At 35.7% G+C, this 15920-nt stretch carries 16 protein-coding genes; 4 read left to right on the top strand and 12 right to left on the bottom strand.

The window, feature by feature from the left end; genetic code table 11:
• Nucleotides 1–19: 19 nt before the first annotated feature.
• The 9 genes from ACZDYH_RS09385 to ACZDYH_RS09345 all read right to left on the bottom strand — a co-directional run bounded on the left by ACZDYH_RS09385 (nucleotide 20) and on the right by ACZDYH_RS09345 (nucleotide 8332).
• Nucleotides 20–331, bottom strand: coding sequence for a cyclic-phosphate processing receiver domain-containing protein (locus ACZDYH_RS09385; protein ID WP_001103771.1), 312 nt, complete (start codon nucleotides 329–331; stop codon nucleotides 20–22).
• Between the two features lie 14 nt (nucleotides 332–345).
• On the bottom strand, nucleotides 346–1068 hold the full coding sequence (locus ACZDYH_RS09380; RefSeq protein WP_000495725.1) for a prepilin peptidase: 723 nt from the start codon (nucleotides 1066–1068) through the stop codon (nucleotides 346–348).
• Between the two features lie 113 nt (nucleotides 1069–1181).
• Nucleotides 1182–1892, bottom strand: a complete 711-nt coding sequence (locus ACZDYH_RS09375) for a LutC/YkgG family protein (protein ID WP_000147187.1) — start codon at nucleotides 1890–1892, stop codon at nucleotides 1182–1184.
• On the bottom strand, nucleotides 1892–3313 hold the full coding sequence (locus ACZDYH_RS09370; protein WP_000061930.1) for a LutB/LldF family L-lactate oxidation iron-sulfur protein: 1422 nt from the start codon (nucleotides 3311–3313) through the stop codon (nucleotides 1892–1894). Before ACZDYH_RS09370 ends, ACZDYH_RS09375 begins: the two co-directional genes overlap by 1 nt.
• Nucleotides 3314–3329: 16 nt before the next feature.
• Nucleotides 3330–4049, bottom strand: coding sequence for a (Fe-S)-binding protein (locus ACZDYH_RS09365; RefSeq protein ID WP_000869148.1), 720 nt, complete (start codon nucleotides 4047–4049; stop codon nucleotides 3330–3332).
• 168 nt (nucleotides 4050–4217) lie between these two features.
• Nucleotides 4218–4907, bottom strand: a complete 690-nt coding sequence (locus tag ACZDYH_RS09360; RefSeq protein ID WP_254904515.1) for a FadR/GntR family transcriptional regulator — start codon at nucleotides 4905–4907, stop codon at nucleotides 4218–4220.
• A 382-nt stretch (nucleotides 4908–5289) separates the two neighbouring features.
• A complete protein-coding gene (locus tag ACZDYH_RS09355; protein WP_000494796.1) occupies nucleotides 5290–6690 on the bottom strand; it encodes a sensor histidine kinase in 1401 nt (466 codons plus the stop codon).
• Nucleotides 6691–6693: 3 nt separating this feature from the next.
• On the bottom strand, nucleotides 6694–7365 hold the full coding sequence (locus tag ACZDYH_RS09350) for a response regulator transcription factor (RefSeq protein WP_001046397.1): 672 nt from the start codon (nucleotides 7363–7365) through the stop codon (nucleotides 6694–6696).
• Nucleotides 7358–8332 carry a YncE family protein gene (locus ACZDYH_RS09345; RefSeq protein ID WP_001234152.1) on the bottom strand — a complete coding sequence of 325 codons (975 nt, stop codon included), beginning with the start codon at nucleotides 8330–8332 and terminating at the stop codon, nucleotides 7358–7360. The genes ACZDYH_RS09350 and ACZDYH_RS09345 overlap by 8 nt, the downstream gene beginning before the upstream one ends.
• A 127-nt stretch (nucleotides 8333–8459) precedes the next feature.
• Here ACZDYH_RS09345 and ACZDYH_RS09340 point away from each other — a divergent pair, with 127 nt between their 5' ends.
• The 4 genes from ACZDYH_RS09340 to ACZDYH_RS09325 all read left to right on the top strand — a co-directional run bounded on the left by ACZDYH_RS09340 (nucleotide 8460) and on the right by ACZDYH_RS09325 (nucleotide 13732).
• Entirely contained in the window at nucleotides 8460–9584 is a 1125-nt protein-coding gene (locus tag ACZDYH_RS09340) for a CdaR family transcriptional regulator (protein WP_116269183.1), read from the top strand.
• Between the two features lie 117 nt (nucleotides 9585–9701).
• Nucleotides 9702–11114, top strand: a complete 1413-nt coding sequence (gene glcD / locus ACZDYH_RS09335) for a glycolate oxidase subunit GlcD (protein ID WP_434713820.1) — start codon at nucleotides 9702–9704, stop codon at nucleotides 11112–11114.
• On the top strand, nucleotides 11111–12439 hold the full coding sequence (locus tag ACZDYH_RS09330; protein WP_025687758.1) for a (Fe-S)-binding protein: 1329 nt from the start codon (nucleotides 11111–11113) through the stop codon (nucleotides 12437–12439). Before glcD ends, ACZDYH_RS09330 begins: the two co-directional genes overlap by 4 nt.
• Nucleotides 12440–12904: 465 nt before the next feature.
• Nucleotides 12905–13732 carry a CAP domain-containing protein gene (locus tag ACZDYH_RS09325; protein WP_000747596.1) on the top strand — a complete coding sequence of 276 codons (828 nt, stop codon included), beginning with the start codon at nucleotides 12905–12907 and terminating at the stop codon, nucleotides 13730–13732.
• 40 nt (nucleotides 13733–13772) lie between these two features.
• Here ACZDYH_RS09325 and ACZDYH_RS09320 read toward each other — a convergent pair whose 3' ends face one another.
• The 3 genes from ACZDYH_RS09320 to ACZDYH_RS09310 all read right to left on the bottom strand — a co-directional run bounded on the left by ACZDYH_RS09320 (nucleotide 13773) and on the right by ACZDYH_RS09310 (nucleotide 15916).
• Nucleotides 13773–14384 carry a DUF1648 domain-containing protein gene (locus tag ACZDYH_RS09320; protein WP_006917704.1) on the bottom strand — a complete coding sequence of 204 codons (612 nt, stop codon included), beginning with the start codon at nucleotides 14382–14384 and terminating at the stop codon, nucleotides 13773–13775.
• A 91-nt stretch (nucleotides 14385–14475) separates the two neighbouring features.
• A complete protein-coding gene (locus ACZDYH_RS09315; RefSeq protein WP_088363118.1) occupies nucleotides 14476–15399 on the bottom strand; it encodes an RluA family pseudouridine synthase in 924 nt (307 codons plus the stop codon).
• Between the two features lie 100 nt (nucleotides 15400–15499).
• Nucleotides 15500–15916, bottom strand: coding sequence for a hypothetical protein (locus ACZDYH_RS09310; RefSeq protein ID WP_000490301.1), 417 nt, complete (start codon nucleotides 15914–15916; stop codon nucleotides 15500–15502).
• Nucleotides 15917–15920: the final 4 nt, after the last annotated feature.

Here is a 15920-nt window from a genome sequence, read left to right as displayed (position 1 = left end):
AAGTTTTACTTTGGAGTTTTTAGCTTCCCACGTATTTAACAACAAGGTGAGGATTAATTTCTCCTTCTTCTTTTCCCTTATCCATTCTCTGTTTCATCTTGTGCATACCGATGACATCATTCGTATGAAGGTGAATTTCATTCACATATAATCCCTCTGTACAAAAAGCTTCTACAAAATCTAGTCCATTTTTTGCTCTCCACCCCATATTAAAATCAAGGGAAAGAATATTCACATCATAATTCCGAACCATTTGCAAGGCACATTCTACCGTAGTTGCGGACACATACCCGAACGGGCAACTTCTTTGATCATCCATATATACGTTCATTTTTGACTCCCTCTCTAATTTGAATATGCGGCCAATACATAACACATTGCCCCAAGACTAATAAAAGGACCAAATGGAATTGGCTTTCCTACTTCTATACGTTTTAATACGATACCAATCCCGAAAAAACAAAGACTAAAACAAGATGCTAAAAATAAAACGATAAAAACTCCCTTCACTCCTACTATAAAACCAAGTAACGAAAGTAGTTTTATATCTCCTCCGCCAAGCCCTTCTGGATATATCTTTTGCATGCAATATAACAAAAGGAATATAACACCACTACCAACTATACTATCTGTCCAAGTAACTAATTGTACAAAAATACTTTCGAGAATGAGTAAAACGGCAAACGAAATTAAAATACAATCAGGAATTAACATATATAAGTAATCTGTAACTGAAATAATAAGAAGTAGCGAAAAAAGGGATAAAATGATAATAAGTTCTCGTTCTATTCCAATCATATACACGGTAAGAAGAAATATACTTCCTGTTATACATTCAAATGCTACATATATAATTGGAATTTTCCTCTTACAATTCGTACAACAGCCTCTTTGTATATAAAATGAAATGATGGGGATTAGTTCTTTTGGCCTTAGCACATATTTGCAATAATAACAATGTGAACGCGGGGTAATAATAGACGCACCTAATGGAACCCTCACCGCAACTAACATAAAAAAAGAACCAAACACCATCCCTGCTAACAGTGCATATAAATAAGTGAACATCCCTTCCTCTCCTTTCCAAAAAAACATAGCAAAAAAAGGAGAGAACTTCTACTTCATATTATCCTTTATTCTACTAAAAAAGCAGGCCATTTTCCGGCCTGCTTTCCCCTCTTTTATACGATGAAATATACTGCTTTTAATGGTCCATGTACTCCGACAACAAGATTCATCTCAATGTCAGCCGAGTTACTTGGCCCTGTAATAAAGTTAATACAAGATGCCGCTGTCTCCCCATTTTCTACGCGTGAGTTCATATCCTGAACTGCTTGTGTAATACGAGGCACAAGTGTTTCACGTGGAATAATAGCAAAATATACAGTCGGTAAAAAGTGTAAAGAACGTCCCTGCCCTTTATGACTTTGTACAACAATTGTACCAGATTCGGCTAATGTATAATCACTAAATGCAATACCAATATTCGCTTTTTCAGCTAAACGCATATTTTCGTCTTTTCTCTCTGGATCCCATACGTTTACTTCAACGTCTCGCTTTGGAAGTTCTTCTTTAAATAAAGATGTTAAACCATATGCATCAAAACGATCATCTGCTGATAATAAAATAGGTCCCCCGCCGTTTTCCATGATTACTTTTTGAAGGTCTTCACCTAAACGGTCATTTGTCGTTTCTACTACAGTTGTATGAATGTTTGTACATTGCTTTTTAAACACTTCTAGTAATTCTTCTTGTGAATAATCTTTTAACGTTTCTATATTCACATTACTTTTCCATACTGGACGCTCTACACCTTCTGTTTTACGTGCGCGCCCAAGTTCTTTTGCAATGTTATCTAGAAAGGCATCACGGTTTTGAATTAATCCTGTCATTATTTATCCCCGCCTTTCTTATGATCTTTATACCAATCACGGAATCGTTCTTTACTTGGAGCTGGGAATTCACGAATATCCGTCCAGTTTTTAAGTGGTCCAACACCTTTTGATACACGATTACCAGATGTAAATGGACTCATTGCCGCTGGTGCCATTTTTGAACCCATTTTATATAAAGCAGCTGAAGAAGCACCCATACTAAACATTTTCATCGCTAGTTTTTCTGCAAGTGGTGCACGACCTTCTTGCTCAACGATGACTTGACGATGTTTTAATAATAAATCATGCAATGGAATTTTTACTGGACAAGCTTCTGTACATGCTCCGCATAAACTAGATGCATAAGGAAGCTCTTTGTAATCATCATATCCACCTAGAAGCGGTGTTAATACCGCACCGATTGGTCCTGAGTAAATCGATCCATATGAATGTCCACCAACGTGACGATATACAGGACATACGTTAACACAAGCAGCGCAACGAATACATTGTAATACGGAACGGAATTCAGATCCAAGAATTTGAGAGCGACCATTATCAACAACCACTAAATGGAATTCTTCAGGTCCATCAACTTCCTCTTCTTGAATTGGTCCTGCTACTGTTACATAACTTGTTAATTTTTGACCTACTGCACTACGACATAGTAAACCAACTAAAACATCTAATTCTTCCATTGTCGGAACCATACGTTCCATACCCATTACCGCAATTTGTGTTTTAGGAATTGACATAACAAGATCTGCATTACCTTCATTCGTTACTAAACAAAGAGATCCAGTATTTGCAACAGCAAAGTTACAACCAGTTACACCAATTTCTGCATCCATAAATTTCTCACGAAGTTGTTTACGAACAAACTTTGTCATTTCATATGGGTCATCAGAATTTTCATAGCCTAGCTTTTCTTTAAATACATCGCGAATTTGCGTTCTATTTTTATGAAGTGCAGGTGCAATAATATGTGAAGGTGGATCGTTATCTACTTGCAAGATATACTCTCCTAAGTCACTCTCTAACACTTCACAGCCAATCTCTTCAAGCGCATGGTTCATACTAATTTCTTCTGTTACCATCGACTTTGATTTTACTACTTTTTTCGCTTGTTTCTTTTTGGCAACGTCTTGAATATACTTTGCAGCTTCCTCTTTCGTCTTCGCAAAGTACACGTGTCCGCCTCTTTTTGATACATTTTCACTTAACTGCATTAAGTAATAATCCAGATTTTCTAACGTATGTTGACGAATTTGTTCACCTAGTTCACGCCACTCTTCCCAGTTTCCTAATTCATCTGCAGCTTTTAAGCGATTCGTATATAAACGCGTTTGTGCAGAAGATACTGCTCCGCGCATAAACGAATCTTGAATTCCATCACCAACGCGATCATTAAATTTTTTCTCACTGATTTTCATAGACATAGCTTATGTTCCCCCTTCATGAGCGACTATTCAGTACCTCAGCAATATGCATTACTTTTACTTCTTTTCCTAAACGCTCAATACGTCCGCCAATGTTTAACAAACACCCACAATCTGCACCGATTAAATAATCTGCACCTGTTTCCATGACACTATCTACTTTTTCGTCTACCATTTGCTCAGAAATTGGAGTCATCTTAACTGAAAACGTTCCCCCAAACCCGCAACAATTTTGCACGTTTGGCAAATCTCTCACAGTTAATCCTTTTACATTTGATAATAAAATTCCTGGTGCTTCTTTTACTCCAAGCATACGCGTCATATGACATGATTTATGAATAGTAGCTATCCCTGGTAAACTTGCACCAACATCTGTAACTTTTAAAACATCTACAATAAACTGTGTAAATTCATAAGTTTTATCAGCAACTTTTTGTGCACGTTTAGCCCACTTTGGATCATCTTTGAAAACATGCGGATACTCATGAAACATTGTCGCACAAGAACCAGATGGCGTAACGATATATTCTGCATCTTCGAAAGTTTCAATCATATGTTTCATCGCTTCTTTTGCTGCTTCTACATGGCCGCTATTATAAGCAGGCTGCCCACAACAAACTTGTGCTTCTGGAAATTCAATTTCACAACCTAAACGCTCCAACACTTCAACTGTTGCTTTGCCGACATTTGTTTCAAACATATCGACTAAACAAGTAACAAATAAAGTAACTTTCATAACTATTACTCCCCCTTTTTACAACTTCACCAACAAACATATGGTCATCAGATGACTTAGTAGAGAAGAAATAGGCTCAACCGTGGCCTATCCTCTCCCTCTTCTAAAGAAAACGCTTACTTAATCTTTCTCTATTTTATCAGAAAATTAAATTTTTAAAAGATTAAATTACGAATTTATATCGTTTTTACCTGTGACAATATGTTCTACATTTGTTAAATGATCTAGCATTGCTTGCTGCGCTAATTCTACATCTTGTTTTAACACCGCATCATATATAACTTGATGCTCTTCTATAAGTCGTTCTGATGTCGTTTGTTCACCATATAAAATAATGCGTCTTGATTCACCAATTGTTTCAGCAATCATCTCTGAAACATGATTCATGAGTTCAAGCAAAATGTTATTATGCGAAGACTCTGCAATTCCCATATGAAATTGAAAATCGGCTTTTTCGCCAGCCTTTTCATCTCCAATGCTCTTTGCCATTTCATCTAACCAATGTTTCATATTTTGTAAATTATCTTCCGTACGTTTTGCCGCCGCTACTCGAACTGCCCCCACTTCAAGCACCTTTCGTACTTCTAATAAATTCAAAATATCTTCTTTCTTCATTAATAATCTATTGTTTAATGATTTCGTTAATGAAGAAGAATCGAAGTTCTTCACATATGTACCTTCTCCTTGTTTCATCTCAATTAAGCCCATCGCTCTTAGCGCACTTAGCGCTTCACGAACAGCAGATCTGCCAACTTGAAACTGCTCAGCTAATTGATGCACAGGGAGTAGTTTGTCACCAGGTTTTAACGTACCATTTTTAATCATTGTTAAAATAGCTTCAGATACTTCTTCGTAAATTTTTTTCGGTTTAATAGATTTGTACTCCAGTTAAATCACCTCAGTATCTTCCAAACAACAATTGAAACGATTTATAAGAACTTTGCATCATAACTATTTTAGACCGAATTGATAAGAAGTACAAATGTTTTGTTCATAAAATAGTCAAATTTTCGATATTTATTACATATTAATTTATATTTTTACGTATAAAGTGAAACTTTAATCAGTGGGGGTTTTGTTCATCGCCCACTGATTATTAGCCCTCACGAATCGGACTTTTACGGGCAGCAGGGCCTCCACCTAACTTCTTTGCTTCCGTTGAATTTTGAGGTGAGGGTCTTACTGCCCGGCGAATAGCGGGATAAATATTTTCTTCAATATAAAGAACATGTCCTAAAAATTAGAACATGCTCCCCTCATCCTGTACATTCAGTTTAATAATAACCGTTGTTCCCTTATCTTTTTCACTTTCAATTTTCCACTGTCCACCATGTATATGAACAATTTGTTTCACAATAGCAAGGCCTAAACCTGTTCCACCATGTTGACGACTTCTCGCTTTATCAACTCGGTAAAAGCGTTCTCCAAGATTCTCCAAATGTTCTATATCAATACCAATTCCTGTATCTTTTATTTTTAATTCACAGTAATCATCGATTTGCTCTAAAGTTATAACGATATTTCCTTTTTGATTTGTATACCGTATCGCATTATCTAACACATTATGAAGCACTTGTTGCATACGATCTTCATCAATCATGACAATGACCTCTGGATTTAAATTAGTTGAAATATGAATTTCCTTTTCTATAAACTTAATCTCATACGTATCTAATACGTCTTCAATCAGCTGTGAAAAAACGATAGGTTGCTTCTTTAACGGAAAGTGCTCACCTTCTAATTGTGCTAAGTCTAACAAGTCATGAACGAGACGCTGCATACGACCTGCTTCTTTATGAATTAGCTGCGTTACTTTTTCCTGCTGCGGTCCCTTTGCAACACCATCTAAAATAGCCTCGCTATACCCTTTTATATAACTAAGTGGTGTTCTAAGTTCATGCGAAACATTTGCTAAAAATTCCTTACGCTTTACATCTTCTGTTTCTAATGAATTTGCCATTTTATTAAATGCTTTTCCTAATCGTCCAATTTCATCCTCTGAAGAAACTGTAATCCGCTCCGAAAAATCTCCCGTAGCCAAATGATTTGCAACCCGCTCCATTTGCGAAAGTGGCTTCGTAATTGCAATTATAATTTTCCTTCCAACCCATATCGTAATTAAAATCATAGCAATTGCTAACGGTGCTAAAATAAGACCCATATCATAGATTAAATCTTTTATACTTTTTAAAGGAATATACGAATAGACAATTCCGACTAATTTTTTATTTTCCAATACAGGGATGACAACCCCCATAATATTACGGTCAAAATGTTCTTCATATCCTATTTTTGTCACAGTTTTCCCGTCTAATAGCGTTTGCCTATCTCCTTCACTTATAAGAGAATGATGATGCACATCAAAAGGCAAACATGCGCTTAAATCACGCGGATTAGACACGAAAATAACGTCTGAACTAGATATTTGATCAAACGATCTTACTTTCTCTTCAAAAGTTGATATTCCTTCACGCTTATCATATTGAGCAGCAAGACTTTTTCCTTCCATTACTAACGAAGCTTTTAAATTATCAACGTATAATTTTTCATACGAGTATAAAGATACGAAATAAAGAAAGGACACTGTTACACATACTGCACATACTACTGTAAGCCAAAGTTTTTGTACCATCGTAAACATACGTTACACCTCAAATTTATAGCCTACACCCCAAACAGTTTGAATGTAGTTTCCACTTTCTCCAAGCTTCAAGCGCATCGTTTTCACATGCGTATCTACCGTTCTTGTACTTCCGGCATAATCATATCCCCATACCTTTTCAAGTAATTGCTCCCGGCTAAATACTTGTCCTGTATGTTGGCAAAGAAAATATAATAAATCAAACTCTTTTACAGTAAGAGAAATCGACTCACCATCCGCCTCTATTCGTCTACTTTTTTCATTGATAAGAATTGGTCCAAATTGAATCTCTTCTTGCTGTTCTTGCTTTGTATATCTTCTTAGCACAGCTTCCATACGGGCAACCAATTCACCAGGACTAAACGGTTTTACAATATAGTCATCTGCTCCCATACGTAAGCCGTTCACCCTATTCCACTCTTCACCTTTTGCCGTTAAAAATATAATCGGCACATCTGACGTTTTTCTAATTTCTTTACAAACTGAAAGTCCATCCATTTCTGGCATCATTATATCTAATACAACGAAATCATAATGATCCGTTTCTAGTTTTTTAAGAGCCTCTTTTCCATTCTCAGCTTCTCCCCACTCATATCCAAAGTTATCCAAATACATTCCAACAAGCTGTCTCATATCACTTTCATCATCTACAACTAGCACTCTATATTTATTCATTGTCCTTCCCTTCCCTCTCTATGAGTTGAAACGGTCCTTTTCCGACTTTAATTGTTTGTTTTATTTTCAAATTCTTCATATCTATAACGCACACTTCATCACTATCATAACTGGCTACATACCCTTCTGCTCCGCTCTCAAAAAATGCAAATGGATTCGACCCTACTTCTACAGAAGCTATTTCTTTATATGTTCTAATATCAAACTTTCTAAGTGTATTCGACCCATGACTGAGTGCATATACATACTTACTATCCCTCGTTATATTCACAGGCATAAATGGAGCGTGTAAAGAACGCACCATTTCTCCACTCTGTAAAGAATACACTAACACTTTCTCATTTACTTGATTTCCATCACCATGTCCGCCAATCCATATTTCTTTCCCATCAGGACTAATCGTCGCTCCTGTTGATGCTGGCGGAATCATAAAGGATTGAATAACTTCTTTTTTCTTCGTATCAATTGTCGTTAGTTTCGTATCATAAAAGTTTAGTACAGATAACCGATTCTGATACTCTACCATCGTTATAGGCCCTTTTCCTGTTGAAACATTTCCTGTCTCTTTCCCATTTATCGTAAAGAACCTTACCTTTTGAACATTTTGATCAGCAGCAAATAATTGTTTTTTATCTGCTGATACGACCACATTTACAATGCCCTTTCCAGTTTTATATTTTCCCACTTGCCTTCCTTCCGCTAGTGAATATACATACATATATTCTAATTGCTTACCGTATACAAGTATTTCATCGCCATTTGGAAGCAGTGTGATTCCGGCCATTGGCTCATTTAGTTCCCATGTCGTAATTAACTTTTTATCTTTTTTATCAATAAAACTAATGCTGCCTTCTTTTATATTCGTAGTTATAATAACATTTTTATCTTTAGCAATTGGTGTATATGAACTTCCTTGACACCCTACTAGTAGAAATAAAAAACAGAGAAGAAAAACATACTTTCTCAAAAGATTCCCTCCATCTTCGGATGATTTCGTTATAATTGTAAAATAACAAATAAATGTGTGGAAAGTGTGAAATTTCCCTTTCTTACTCAATTTACATATATAATGTACAACAAATAGAATTTGAGGTGTGTCAATTATGCTATTTCCTGATTTAGCGAATAAAATTGTACGAGAAGTACGCAGACTAATTACAGAAAATATTATTATCATTAATATAGAAGGCGTTATTATCGCAAGTACAGATACAGAAAGAATTGGTCAATTTCATGAAGGTGCACTCCGCTGTGCCAAACAAAAGAAAACCGTCATCATTACAAAAGAAGATGAAAGGCGATTGCAAGGTGTAAAGGCTGGGATGAATCTTCCTTTATTATTTCATGATGAAGTAATTGGTGTCATTGGAATTACAGGAGAACCTGAAAATATTTCACGCTACGGAGAAATATTGCGTAAGATGACCGAATTATTAATTCATGAAAACTACTTTTTAGAGCAACTAGAACTTGAGCACCGTTCTTATGAAGCTTTTGTCTTTGATTGGCTTCAAAATACAGAGTGGTCTCCAAGTTTTCTTGATCGCGCCAAAACACTTGGCATTGATTTATATAAGAAAAAACAACTTATTTTGTTTTCTATTGGCAAAAATGACACGATGCTCCAGCGTAAAATATGGCAACACATACGTAATATTTTAACAAAAGAGCATCTATTTGTTCGCTGGGGAAATGATCGTTTTATTTTATTTACAGCGATGAGCTACAAAGAACAAACTTATCAATTTTTAAAACGGTTAAAACAAGACTGCGAAACTTTATTTTCTATTCCTTTATATATAGGGATTGGACAAACAGTTACCCCAAACAATATGAGCATATGTTACGAACAAGCATTACGCGCTCTTTCTGTATCATTGGAGACGAAAAAAATTGTATTTAATGAAGATTTACGTTTAGAAATGTGTTTACAAGATATTTCTGTCGAAACGCGTGAACAATTTCTAGAGCGTACCATCGAAAACTTATTATCATTTCCTGAGCTTATGCAAACTTTACGCTTATTTATCGATTATAACCAATCTTATAAACAGACGGCTAAACAATTACATATACACATTAACACATTACATTACAGGCTAAAAAAGATTGAAGAACATACAGGACTTGATCCAAAACAATTCAAAGACTTAAACGTTTTGTACTTCGCACTTCTCCTATTAGATAATTATACAAAAAAGAATGATAAAACAGATTAATCTTTAGATGATTATACATAGAAAGAATCCCTCGACTTTTTTATCATTATAATGAAAGCACTGTTACCACGTTGTTTATTATAACTAAACACGTTAACAGTTTGAGGGGGATTTCCAATGTTAGAAAAACAAATTATTCATTCATTCGTATCTATTGTTGGCGAAGATAATGTAGATACATCCAATATGGGGCGTTTAACTTATAGTTATGATGCCACTCCAAACTTCCAAGCAATGCCTGATGCAGTCATTGCTCCTCGTAATACAAATGAAGTAGCTGAAGTGTTAAAAGTATGTAACACTCACAAAATCCCTGTGTATGTGCGCGGGTCTGGAACAAACCTTTGCGCAGGAACATGTCCACTTGAAGGCGGTATCGTCCTTATTTTCCGCCATATGAACAATATTTTAGAAATTGATGAAGAAAACTTAACAATTACTGTACAAGCTGGTGTCATTACACTTGATATTATTAAAGCGGTAGAAGAAAAAGGTTTATTTTATCCACCAGATCCAAGCTCGATGAAAATTTCTACAATCGGCGGTAATATTAATGAAAACTCAGGTGGATTACGCGGTTTGAAATATGGCGTAACACGTGATTATGTAATGGGGCTTGAACTTGTCTTACCAAATGGCGATATTATTCGCACTGGTGGTAAATTAGCAAAAGATGTAGCTGGTTACGATTTAACTCGTTTATTTATCGGTTCTGAAGGAACACTTGGCGTGGTAACAGAAGCTATATTAAAACTTGTTCCTATGCCTGAAACAAAGAAAACAATGCTTGCACTATATGAAGATATTAATGAAGCTGCACGTGCTGTTTCTTCTATTATTGCAAATAAAATCATTCCAGCAACACTGGAGTTTTTAGACCAACCGACAATTGAAGTAGTAGAAGCGTTTGCACAAATCGGTTTACCTACAGATGTAAAAGCAATTTTATTAATCGAACAAGACGGTCCGCCCGAAGTAGTCAATCGAGATATTGAAAACATGGCTAACGTTTGTCACTCTATGAATGCGGTTGATGTTCGCGTTGCAAAAGGTGAAACAGAAGCAGATGCGCTTCGTACCGCTCGCCGTAGTGCTCTATCAGCGCTCGCACGATTAAAACCTACTACAATATTAGAAGATGCGACTGTACCACGTTCACAAATCGCTCCGATGGTTGAAGCTATTAATGCCATTGCAAAAAAATATAATATTCCTATTTGTACGTTTGGACATGCTGGTGATGGTAATTTACATCCAACTTGTATGACAGACGCTCGTAATGCAGAAGAGATGCACCGAGCTGAGCAAGCTTTTGCTGAAATATTTGCGAAAGCAATTGAACTTGGTGGCACAATTACTGGTGAACATGGTGTTGGTGCAATGAAAGCTCCATATTTAGAAATGAAATTAGGTAAAGAAGGTATTGCAGCTATGCAAGGAATAAAGCAAGCTTTCGATCCAAATAACATTATGAATCCTGGAAAAATGTTCGCGAAAGACACTCGAAAAAGAGTGGTGGTTGAGCGATGACCACATTAAATAAAGAAAATATTCAAAAAGAATTTAAAGAACGATTAAGTGAAGATGAATTACTAAACTGTATGCGATGCGGTTTTTGTTTACCTACTTGTCCTACCTACATTCAATCCGGATATAAAGAGTCACATTCACCGCGCGGACGTATTGCATTAATGAAAGCAGTCGTTGATGGTTTAATCGAACCAGATGAAGATGTTGAACATACATTAAACGTTTGTCTTGGTTGCCGTGCTTGTGAGCCTGTTTGTCCATCTGGTGTAAATTATGGACATTTATTAGAAGAAGCTCGTGATATTATTAATCAAAATAAAAAATTCTCAGTGCCAGTGAAAGCTGTTCGAAAAGTCGTTTTTGAAGGATTATTCCCCCATCAAAATCGAATGAGAACATTAACTGGACTAATCGGATTTTATCAACGTTCTGGTTTACAAACGCTAACACATAAAACAGGGATTATGAAGTTATTCCCTGAAACCCTTGCAACGATGGATCTCGTTTTACCAAAAGTCCCTAAAATGAAAGCGATGAAAGATCGTCCTTCATTTTTACCTGCAGAAAGTACAAAGAAAAAACAAGTTGCATTCTTTACAGGCTGCTTAATGGATACGATGTTTTTAGAAACAAATAATGCAACGATGAAACTTCTTCAATTAGCTGGTTGTGATATCGTTATTCCGAAAACACAAAGTTGCTGCGGTGCATTGCATGGACATGCTGGTGAAAAGAGTGGAGCAAAAGAATTAGCAAAGCGAAATATAAAAGCATTCGAAAATTTAAACATCGACTATATTATTACGAATGCAGGTGGTTGCGGGGCTTATCTTGTAGACTATGATTATCTTTTAAAGGATGATCCGGATTGGGCTGAACGTGCTAAGCAGTTTGTTTCTAAAATTAAAGATATTACTGCTATACTAGTAGAACTAGACTTCCATAAGCGAACTGACTTACGACTCACGCCGCAGGTTATTACGTATCAAGACTCTTGTCATTTACGCAATGTTATGCGCACATCTTCTGAACCTCGTATGTTACTAGAGGCTATCCAAGGTGCAACATATCGAGAAATGAAAGATGCCGACCGCTGCTGTGGCTCTGCTGGTATTTACAATATTGTTCATTCAGAGTTATCAATGGAATTTCTAGATTACAAAATGGACCGTGTGCATGAAACAGAAGCAGCAACCATTGTTACTGCAAATCCAGGTTGTTTATTACAAATGAAATTGGGCATTGAGCGAGAAGGGCTTTCTCATAAAATGAGAGGAATTCACATTGTGGATTTATTATTAGAAGCAATTGAAACTAACTCGTAATAACTCGTAACATACGTAATAATAGGAAAACGGCTATCTCCTTCGTCTATGTAAAGAGATAGCCGCTTTTTTGTCTGCTACAACATTAAAAATATGTTACTTTATTATAAAAAAGAACAACAGAAACATTACAGTTTTGTAAAAATCAATCCATTATATTCCTCGAAAAATCGTTCAAACCATTGATACAATAGGATTCTTCATTTTCTATTTAGGTAACTTTATCCAAAAATCCCCTCTTAAAACCAAGTATAAAAACACTATAAATTCCTTTTATACTCTATATTTCTCTTATTTTTACTCCCTTCTTCTCTTAGGATAAATTAGGTAATTTTAAAGTCTATGAATTTTTTTCCATCTTTTTTCTTGCAAATTGTATGCTACGATGAATTTGTCAGTCAGACAGGCTGTCAAAAACAAATCGTGTGAAAACAAATTAAAACTTTATATAGGGGGACACACATCATGAAAAAGCGTGTTTTATTATCTGTAGCTGCTGCAACAGCTCTTACTTTAGGAGTATCTTCTCTAGATGCACAAGCTGCAACAGTACAACCATCTAACGTAAAGGTTCAAAATATTCAGCATTCAAAAGTAATGATGAAACAAATGAGCCAACAAGAATTACAAGCATTCTTACAATCTATGGGAGTTGAATCATTAGCACAATGGCAACAAGGAAACTTCCAACCAAACTGCTTCATTCCTGGTCAACAACCTACTGAAAATGTTGTAACTGAGCAACCAACAGCTAAGCCAGAAACTCAAAAGCCAGTTGAGCAAAAACCTGCCGAGCAAAAGCCTGCTGAAGAAGTTCAAAAACCAGAAGCTCAAAAGCCTGCTGAAAACAACAATACTCAAAAACCAGCTGAGCAAAAACCAGCTGAGCAAAAGCCTGCTGAAGAAGCAAAATCTTTAAGCGAGTTTGAACAACGTGTTGTTGAATTAACAAACGCTGAGCGTGCAAAACAAGGCTTACCAGCACTAAAAATCGATACTGAATTAAGCAAAGTAGCACGTATTAAGTCTGAAGATATGCAAAAAAACAACTACTTTGATCATAACAGCCCTACATACGGGTCTCCGTTTGACATGATGAAGAAATTTGGTATTTCTTATACATCTGCAGGTGAAAACATCGCTCAAGGTCAACGTACACCTGAAGAAGTAGTACAAGCTTGGATGAACAGCGCTGGACACCGTGCAAACATCTTAAATAACGGCTTCACTCACATCGGTGTTGGTTATGTAGAAAGCGGCAACTACTGGACACAACAATTTATTACGAAGTAAATAGATTAAAAGAGTCTTCTCATAATGAGAAGACTCTTTTTTAAGTTTCATAGCTTTCTATTATGTATGAATAGAAAATATATAACATAAACAACATAGATCCACAGCTTATTACACTAAGCAATACATAAAATCCCCACTCTAAGTTCAAAAACAATGAAAACAATATGCCACATGCCATCACTTGAAAAATCCGTCTACTCACTAAACAAATTTTTTGTAATTTAATTGGATCTTTTTCTTTTTCTTTGCCTTTTATTTTCTTAAATTCTTTACTCAGCATAAAAAGAAACATACTAATCCCAATCGTTAATCCTGTTTGAAAGGATATCAAATCCCCAAAATTAATAAAGAGGATAAGCGTATGAATAAACAACATAAATAACGTAATTTTCTTTATAAATCCGCCTATAATACCATGCTCTCTTTCATTAAACTTAAATATATTATGTGAAATAATATACAAAAATCCATATGAAAAAATAATAAAACAGGGAATAAATGCTACAACGACTTGTTTACTCATAAACTCGTTTGGCTGACCATTTACATTCCAATGTACTGCCATACGATTTGGTAAATAGGGATAGAGAAATAGAGTAAGTAAAAGACAAGCGAAAAATATTCCCAGTACATACTTATATTTAATCAAGTGATTCTCACCTCTCTTTTCTCTTAACGGCTTCGCTTCTTTTAGAGAAATCCCTGCAAAAATCTACTTTTTTCAAGTTAAAACTTATACTTTACGCATTTTCTTTTTGAAATTCTTTTATTTTATTATTTAACTTTGTAGGAAACGGCACATCAACTTCAATCGCTTCTTTCGTAATTGGATGCAAGAAATTTATCTTCATCGCATGCAATGCTTGACTGGACATATATTTTGTTTGTCCACCATATAATACATCCCCAACTAATGGATTACCATTATGACTCATATGAACACGAATTTGATGTGTTCTACCCGTTTCTAATTGTAACGTTACGAAAGTCGTGTTTTGCTTCTTAAAATACTTTTCTACTTTATAATATGTGATAGCTTGGTCACCTTTTGGAGAAATACGACGCCTTGTAGCATGATGGCGATCCCTTCCGATAGCAGCATCAATCTTTCCTTTTTTCTTCTTTACTTTCCCTTCAACGAGCGCTGCGTACGTTCTTTTAATTTTTCTTTCCATTAATAAGCGATCCATAATTGAACCAGCAATTCTATGCTTAGCAAACACGACACCACCTGTCGTATCTTTATCTAAACGATGAATATGACGCACCTTCGTCTCTAAACCTTGCATTTGAAAATGAAAAGCAACAAGATTTGCAAGCGTCCCGGTTCCACCTTTTTCAGCAGGGTGCGTGTCCATTTGCTCTGGTTTATTTACGATAAGTACGTGATCATCTTCGTATACTACATGTAATTCACCATATTCTGGATCTACACCGTACTCTTCCTCAGCAAACATATGGACTTGTAACTTATCGTTCTCTTTTAAAAGCTCATTCCATCTTCTTTGTTCCCCGTTAACCGTAACACCTTTTTCCATACGAAGCTGATGTAATAGCTTTTTCGGTATTTCCCATTCTACTTTTAATACCGATTCAATACTTATACCATTCCATTTAGCTGGAACGATAATTTCACACCATTCACCCTTTTTCTTTGTTTCCATACTGTTTATCACCTTATTTCTATTGATTCTCTCATTGTAACGGAAAACACACTTTGATGCACCGTCAAAAATAGAGGACAGTCTTATAATAGACTGCCCCTCAAGCTCTAAGTCTTTTCATTTCTAACAATACTTCTTCAGCTTTTTGTTCATACGATAAATCTTTAAAGAAATCCGCCAACCTTTTATAATCATTGTAAGCATCTAATAAATCGTCCATCTTTTCTATTTTCATCACTTGTTGTTTTTGTTTCATTTTTACTGGATAGCGATAACCTGATACTTCTTGTATTTTGTAATACTCATCCTCTACTTGAACGACCTTTACAAGTTCTTCCTCTTCTGCATCCATCGTATACCCGTCAAATTCTCTAAGTAGTTCATAAATGATATGAGTCCATTCATCTTTTGGATAAAACCCTTTTTCTAACCGATAACCGACAATGCGATACATATGCCCATCGTTCTCGGCAAACTGTACTGTATCATTTAACTTAAACTTAAAATAACGAAACATTGCC

This window comes from Bacillus sp. EB V-12 (assembly GCF_056158125.1).
The sequence above is the reverse complement of the archived record's forward strand: the minus strand, read 5'-3'. Positions and strand labels throughout refer to the sequence as shown.

What these genes read in the sequence shown, in the direction of transcription:
- ACZDYH_RS09385 (WP_001103771.1), bottom strand. Translation starts at nt 331, where the DNA reads ATGAACGTATATATGGATGATCAAAGAAGTTGCCCGTTCGGGTATGTG.
- ACZDYH_RS09370 (WP_000061930.1), bottom strand. Translation starts at nt 3,313, where the DNA reads ATGTCTATGAAAATCAGTGAGAAAAAATTTAATGATCGCGTTGGTGAT.
- ACZDYH_RS09355 (WP_000494796.1), bottom strand. Translation starts at nt 6,690, where the DNA reads ATGTTTACGATGGTACAAAAACTTTGGCTTACAGTAGTATGTGCAGTA.
- ACZDYH_RS09365 (WP_000869148.1), bottom strand. Translation starts at nt 4,049, where the DNA reads ATGAAAGTTACTTTATTTGTTACTTGTTTAGTCGATATGTTTGAAACA.
- glcD (WP_434713820.1), top strand. Translation starts at nt 9,702, where the DNA reads ATGTTAGAAAAACAAATTATTCATTCATTCGTATCTATTGTTGGCGAA.
- ACZDYH_RS09330 (WP_025687758.1), top strand. Translation starts at nt 11,111, where the DNA reads ATGACCACATTAAATAAAGAAAATATTCAAAAAGAATTTAAAGAACGA.
- ACZDYH_RS09375 (WP_000147187.1), bottom strand. Translation starts at nt 1,892, where the DNA reads ATGACAGGATTAATTCAAAACCGTGATGCCTTTCTAGATAACATTGCA.
- ACZDYH_RS09315 (WP_088363118.1), bottom strand. Translation starts at nt 15,399, where the DNA reads ATGGAAACAAAGAAAAAGGGTGAATGGTGTGAAATTATCGTTCCAGCT.
- ACZDYH_RS09350 (WP_001046397.1), bottom strand. Translation starts at nt 7,365, where the DNA reads ATGAATAAATATAGAGTGCTAGTTGTAGATGATGAAAGTGATATGAGA.
- ACZDYH_RS09380 (WP_000495725.1), bottom strand. Translation starts at nt 1,068, where the DNA reads ATGTTCACTTATTTATATGCACTGTTAGCAGGGATGGTGTTTGGTTCT.
- ACZDYH_RS09310 (WP_000490301.1), bottom strand. Translation starts at nt 15,916, where the DNA reads ATGTTTCGTTATTTTAAGTTTAAGTTAAATGATACAGTACAGTTTGCC.
- ACZDYH_RS09325 (WP_000747596.1), top strand. Translation starts at nt 12,905, where the DNA reads ATGAAAAAGCGTGTTTTATTATCTGTAGCTGCTGCAACAGCTCTTACT.